Origin of the sequence: Halorubrum sp. 48-1-W, assembly GCF_003287355.1 — an archaeon.
In the GTDB taxonomy this organism is placed as follows: domain Archaea; phylum Halobacteriota; class Halobacteria; order Halobacteriales; family Haloferacaceae; genus Halorubrum.
In genome coordinates this window covers 1-5,664 of the sequence record NZ_QMIM01000059.1, presented here as the reverse complement: position 1 = coordinate 5,664, position 5,664 = coordinate 1, and the positions used below count along the sequence as shown (strand labels likewise).

The following is a 5,664-nucleotide window of genomic DNA, read 5'->3' as shown; positions in this document are numbered from 1 at the left end:
CATGAAACCGCATGACGTGGCGGGTTCGCTTCGACGGGGTTAAGTGTTCACCGCGATTCGGTTCGAATGCGAAGCGCCCCCGGCATGGGGGCCAGCGGCCGGCCGCCAAAGCGGCCGGTCGACGCGTTCCGACGGGGTTAAATGTCTACCCCGGTTCGAACGAAACGCGAAGAACGCACCGCGAACTCGGGCCGTTCAACCCGGCCCGGATTCGCAGGACCGACGAACTCCGATGGGTTTATGACCCATACCGGACAACGTTTAGGTCCGCGAAAGATGAGGATCTCGCCCCCTGCGCTCCGGCGTAAGCGGAGATCTGATGTGAGCCGTGGACGTTCGGTGTCATCCGGGTCGCCGGTGATACTGGACTCCACATTGGACCATGCAATGGTGTGTTGACGCAGCGTCAACACCCGCCAACACAACCCCCTCGCACCGGGAATCAGGCGCGAGGGTACACATTCCGGTTGATCCTGCCGGAGGCCATTGCTATTGGGATCCGATTTAGCCATGCTAGTTGTACGAGTTCAGACTCGTAGCGAATAGCTCAGTAACACGTGGCCAAACTACCCTTCGGAGCACGATACCCTCGGGAAACTGAGGCTAATAGTGTATATCACACTCATCCTGGAATGGCGAGTGTGTCAAAGGCTCCGGCGCCGAAGGATGTGGCTGCGGCCGATTAGGTAGACGGTGGGGTAACGGCCCACCGTGCCAATAATCGGTACGGGTCATGAGAGTGAGAACCCGGAGACGGAATCTGAGACAAGATTCCGGGCCCTACGGGGCGCAGCAGGCGCGAAACCTTTACACTGCACGCCAGTGCGATAAGGGGATCCCAAGTGCGTAGGCATAGAGCCTACGCTTTTGTCCACCGTAGGGAGGTGGACGAATAAGGGCTGGGCAAGACCGGTGCCAGCCGCCGCGGTAATACCGGCAGCCCAAGTGATGGCCGATCTTATTGGGCCTAAAGCGTCCGTAGCTGGCCGTACAAGTCCATCGGGAAATCCACCCGCTCAACGGGTGGCCGTCCGGTGGAAACTGTATGGCTTGGGACCGGAAGGCGCGACGGGTACGTCCGGGGTAGGAGTGAAATCCTGTAATCCTGGACGGACCGCCGATGGCGAAAGCACGTCGCGAGGACGGATCCGACAGTGAGGGACGAAAGCCAGGGTCTCGAACCGGATTAGATACCCGGGTAGTCCTGGCCGTAAACAATGCCTGCTAGGTGTGGCTCCCACTACGAGTGGGTGCTGTGCCGTAGGGAAGCCGCTAAGCAGGCCGCCTGGGAAGTACGTCCGCAAGGATGAAACTTAAAGGAATTGGCGGGGGAGCACTACAACCGGAGGAGCCTGCGGTTTAATTGGACTCAACGCCGGACATCTCACCAGCATCGACTGTGGTAATGACGGTCAGGTTGATGACCTCGCCACGAGCCACAGAGAGGAGGTGCATGGCCGCCGTCAGCTCGTACCGTGAGGCGTCCTGTTAAGTCAGGCAACGAGCGAGACCCGCATCCTTACTTGCCAGCAACACTGCGAAGTGGTTGGGGACAGTAGGGAGACTGCCGTGGCCAACACGGAGGAAGGAACGGGCAACGGTAGGTCAGTATGCCCCGAATGTGCTGGGCAACACGCGGGCTACAATGGTCGAGACAAAGGGTTCCAACTCCGAAAGGAGACGGTAATCTCAGAAACTCGATCGTAGTTCGGATTGTGGGCTGAAACTCGCCCACATGAAGCTGGATTCGGTAGTAATCGCGTGTCATAAGCGCGCGGTGAATACGTCCCTGCTCCTTGCACACACCGCCCGTCAAAGCACCCGAGTGAGGTCCGGATGAGGCACGTTCCACGTGTCGAATCTGGGCTTCGCAAGGGGGCTTAAGTCGTAACAAGGTAGCCGTAGGGGAATCTGCGGCTGGATCACCTCCACAGACCCGAGACTCCCTCTTTGAGGGAGCTCACCTTTCGACCGTCGACGGTCACCGACCGAACACGGTCACTATTCATTCGCATGCGTCCATCCTGGAGTCCGGCCCATCGCCGGCCCGGACACCTACGAGCGTCCACGGCTCACACCACACACCCCCACACCCCTCTCCCGGTCTCGACCGACCCGGGAGAGGTGGGCTCATAGCTCAGCGGTAGAGTGCCTCCCTTGCAAGGAGGATGCCCTGGGTTCGAATCCCAGTGAGTCCATGTCAACCCCAACCCGGATCCGTCCCCTTAAGTGGGAGACGTGACTCGGTTGGAGTACGACGACCGATGCACCATCCCGGGAAACCGCGGATGGGAAGGGTTCGACGGACACGCGTTGCCGCGCGTGATCCGATGACGACCGTGTATACGTGCGATCCAGACGTCCACTGAACTCATACGAGTTCGTGGAACGTCAGTGAACCATACAGTCGGAATACTCTGACGAGTATTTCTGACACCGTCAGCACTCTCTTCGGAGAGTTGGCTGACACACTACTGGCTACTGTGCCAGCTGGTGAATGGCTCGGCTCGAGAGCCGACGACGGACGTGCCAAGCTGCGAAAAGCTCGTGGGACCCGCATGGAGGGAAAGAACACGAGATCTCCGAATCGGAATCCGTTAACAATTGCTATGCGCAATAGGGAACCCCCTGAATTGAAACATCTCAGTAAGGGGAGGAAGAGAACGCAACCGCGATGTCGTCAGTAACCGCGAGTAAACGCGACACAGCCCAAACCGAAGGTCTTCGGACCAATGTGGTGTTCGGGTTGACAACCAAAACGCGAGCTCTCATTCGAAGTCTCCTGGAACGGAGCGTGAAACAGGGTGACAACCCCGTAGAATGAGACAGTACCGTTGGCGTCAATACCAGAGTAGCAGGGGTCGGATATCCTCTGTGAACAACTCAGGCATCCCCTGAGAAGGCTAAACACTCCTCGAGACCGATAGCGAACAAGTAGCGTGAGCGAACGCTGAAAAGCACCCCGAGAAGGGCGGTGCAATAGGGCCTGAAATCAGTTGGCGATCGAGCGACAGGGCGTAGAAGGCGGTTCTCAAAACGAGCGAGGAGCGATCCTCCAGTAGGAAGAGAACCGAGCCGGCGTCGTGTCGTGCGTTTTGAAAAACGACCCAGGGAGTGTACTCGAATGGCGAGTCTAACCCGTGAACCGGGGAAGGCGCAGGGAAACCGATACGGCCGCAGCACTTTGTGTGAGGGCCACCGTGTTCAAGCGCGGGGAGTCATTCGGGTACGACCCGAAACCAGGCGATCTATACGCGAGCAGGGTGAAGCGTGGCGAAAGCCACGTGGAGGCCCGTTAGAGGTGGTATCCTACAATATCCTCTCGTGATTCGTGTATAGGGGTGAAAGGCCCATCGAGCCTGGCAACAGCTGGTTCCGACCGAAACATGTCGAAGCATGACCTCATCCGAGATAGCCCGCGGGGTAGAGCTACCGATTGGATGACCCGCCTCCGAGAGGAGTCGGCCATCCTGTCAAACTCCAAACCCGCAGGCGTCGCAGACGATGGGAGTCCGGTGCGCGGGGTAAGCCTGTGTACCGTGAGGGGAACAACCCAGAGCCGGGTTAAGGTCCCAAAGTGTAGATTAAGTGCGATTGGAAGGTGGTCTCAAGCCCTAAACAGCCGGGAGGTGAGCTTAGAAGCAGCTACCCTCTAAGAAAAGCGTAACAGCTTACCGGCCGAGGTTTGAGGCGCCCAAAATGATCGGGGCTCAAATCTACCACCGAGACCTGGCCGTACCCTTGAGAAGGGTAACCGCGTAGGTCGGCGTTCTGTTCGGATGGAAGCACGGGTGAGAACTCGTGTGGACCGTACAGAAACGACAATCCTGGTCACAGTAGCAGCGATAGTCGGGTGAGAACCTCGACGGCCTGATGAGCAAGGGTTCCTCGGCACTGCCAATCAGCCGAGGGTCAGCCGGTCCTAAGACGTACCGTAATTCGAGTACGTCAACGGGAAACTGGTTAATATTCCAGTGCCATCGTGCAGTAAACGTCGACGCCGTGTGGAACGTTGAGCCGGGCAGTCGCCCGGTCGAATCGTGGAAGCTCGTGGAGACCGTCACGGTAGGAAGCGAGCGAAACGCGAGATAGCGCAAGTCAGCCGTACATAGGGCCCGTGAAAAGACAAGCACGATGTCCGTACCGAGATCCGAAACAGGTGCTCTGGCAGCGAAAGCCACGGCCTGTCGGGAGAACCGACGTTAGGGAATTCGGCAAGTTAGTCCCGTACCTTCGGAAGAAGGGATGCCTGCTCTCTACGGAGCAGGTCGCAGTGACTCGGGCGCTCCGACTGTCTAATAACAACACAGGTGACCGCAAATCCGCAAGGACTCGTACGGTCACTGAATCCTGCCCAGTGCGGGTATCTGAACACCTCGTACAAGAGGACGAAGGACCCGTCAACGGCGGGGGTAACTATGACCCTCTTAAGGTAGCGTAGTACCTTGCCGCTTCAGTAGCGGCTTGCATGAATGGATAAACGAGAGCGCCACTGTCCCAACGTTGGACCCGGTGAACTGTACGTTCCAGTGCGGAGTCTGGAGACCCCCAAGGGGAAGCGAAGACCCTATAGAGCTTTACTGCAGGCTGTCGCTGAGACGTGGTCGCCGATGTGCAGCATAGGTAGGAGTCGTTACACAGGTGCGCGCGCCAGCGCGTCGCCGAGACAGCATTGAAATACTACCCGTCGGTGACTGCGACTCTCACTCCGGGAGGAGTACACCGGTAGCCGGGCAGTTTGACTGGGGCGGTACGCGCTCGAAAAGATATCGAGCGCGCCCGAAGATCATCTCAGCCGGGTCGGGAATCCGGCGAAGAGCGCAAGAGCACAAGATGGTCTGACAGTGTCATTCCCAACGAGTGACGCTGACGCGAAAGCGTGGTCTAGCGAACCTACGAGGCTCCGGAATGGGGCCCGTAGATGACAGAAAAGCTACCTTAGGGATAACAGAGTCGTCACCCGCAAGAGCACATATCGACCGGGTGGCTTGCTACCTCGATGTCGGTTCCCTCCATCCTGCCCGTGCAGAAGCGGGCAAGGGTGAGGTTGTTCGCCTATTAAAGGAGGTCGTGAGCTGGGTTTAGACCGTCGTGAGACAGGTCGGCTGCTATCTATTGGGGGTGTCAAGGTACTTGACGTGAACGGTCGTATAGTACGAGAGGAACTACGACTGGTCGCCACTGGTGTACCGGTTGTCCGGAAGGGCAGATGCCGGGTAGCCACGCGACACGGGGTAAGAGCTGAACGCATCTAAGCTCGAAACCCACATGGAAAAGAAGTACCGACGAGGTCACTCGTAGAAGACGAGTTAGATAGACTCGGGGTGTACGCACCGAGGCAACGAGGTGTTAAGCCCACGAGCACTAACAGACCGAAGCCACAGTCATACGGTCACTGGACGGTTCCAAACTGGTATGAGTTCAGGCGGTAACTGGGTCGCACGCATACACGGTCGGCCGATCGAAAGATCGGGACCACCGACATAGGCGTCTCCCAGCGGGGAGTCCCGGTTCGATTCCGGGAGTCGGCGTAAAGGCGGCCATAGCGGTGGGGTTCCACCCGTACCCATTCCGAACACGGAAGTTAAGCCCACCAGCGTGCCGGGAAGTACTGGAGTGAGCGATCCTCTGGGAACCGCGGTTCGCCGCCTCTCCACTCATACT

1 tRNA gene and 3 rRNA genes are annotated in these 5,664 nt (G+C 58.3%); all 4 read left to right on the top strand.

From position 1 onward, the window contains the following. Positions 1-460 precede the first annotated feature (460 nt). The 4 genes from DQW50_RS17465 to rrf all read left to right on the top strand — a co-directional run bounded on the left by DQW50_RS17465 (position 461) and on the right by rrf (position 5,654). Positions 461-1,931: ribosomal RNA gene (locus DQW50_RS17465) — 16S ribosomal RNA — on the top strand. Positions 1,932-2,126: 195 nt separating this feature from the next. After that, positions 2,127-2,198 (top strand) — tRNA-Ala (locus DQW50_RS17460). Between the two features lie 270 nt (positions 2,199-2,468). Beyond that, positions 2,469-5,390 (top strand): 23S ribosomal RNA (locus DQW50_RS17455). 142 nt (positions 5,391-5,532) lie between these two features. Then, positions 5,533-5,654: ribosomal RNA gene (gene rrf / locus DQW50_RS17450) — 5S ribosomal RNA — on the top strand. Together the 16S, 23S and 5S rRNA genes with 1 tRNA gene alongside form the textbook arrangement of a ribosomal RNA operon. The last annotated feature ends 10 nt before the right edge of the window (positions 5,655-5,664 follow it).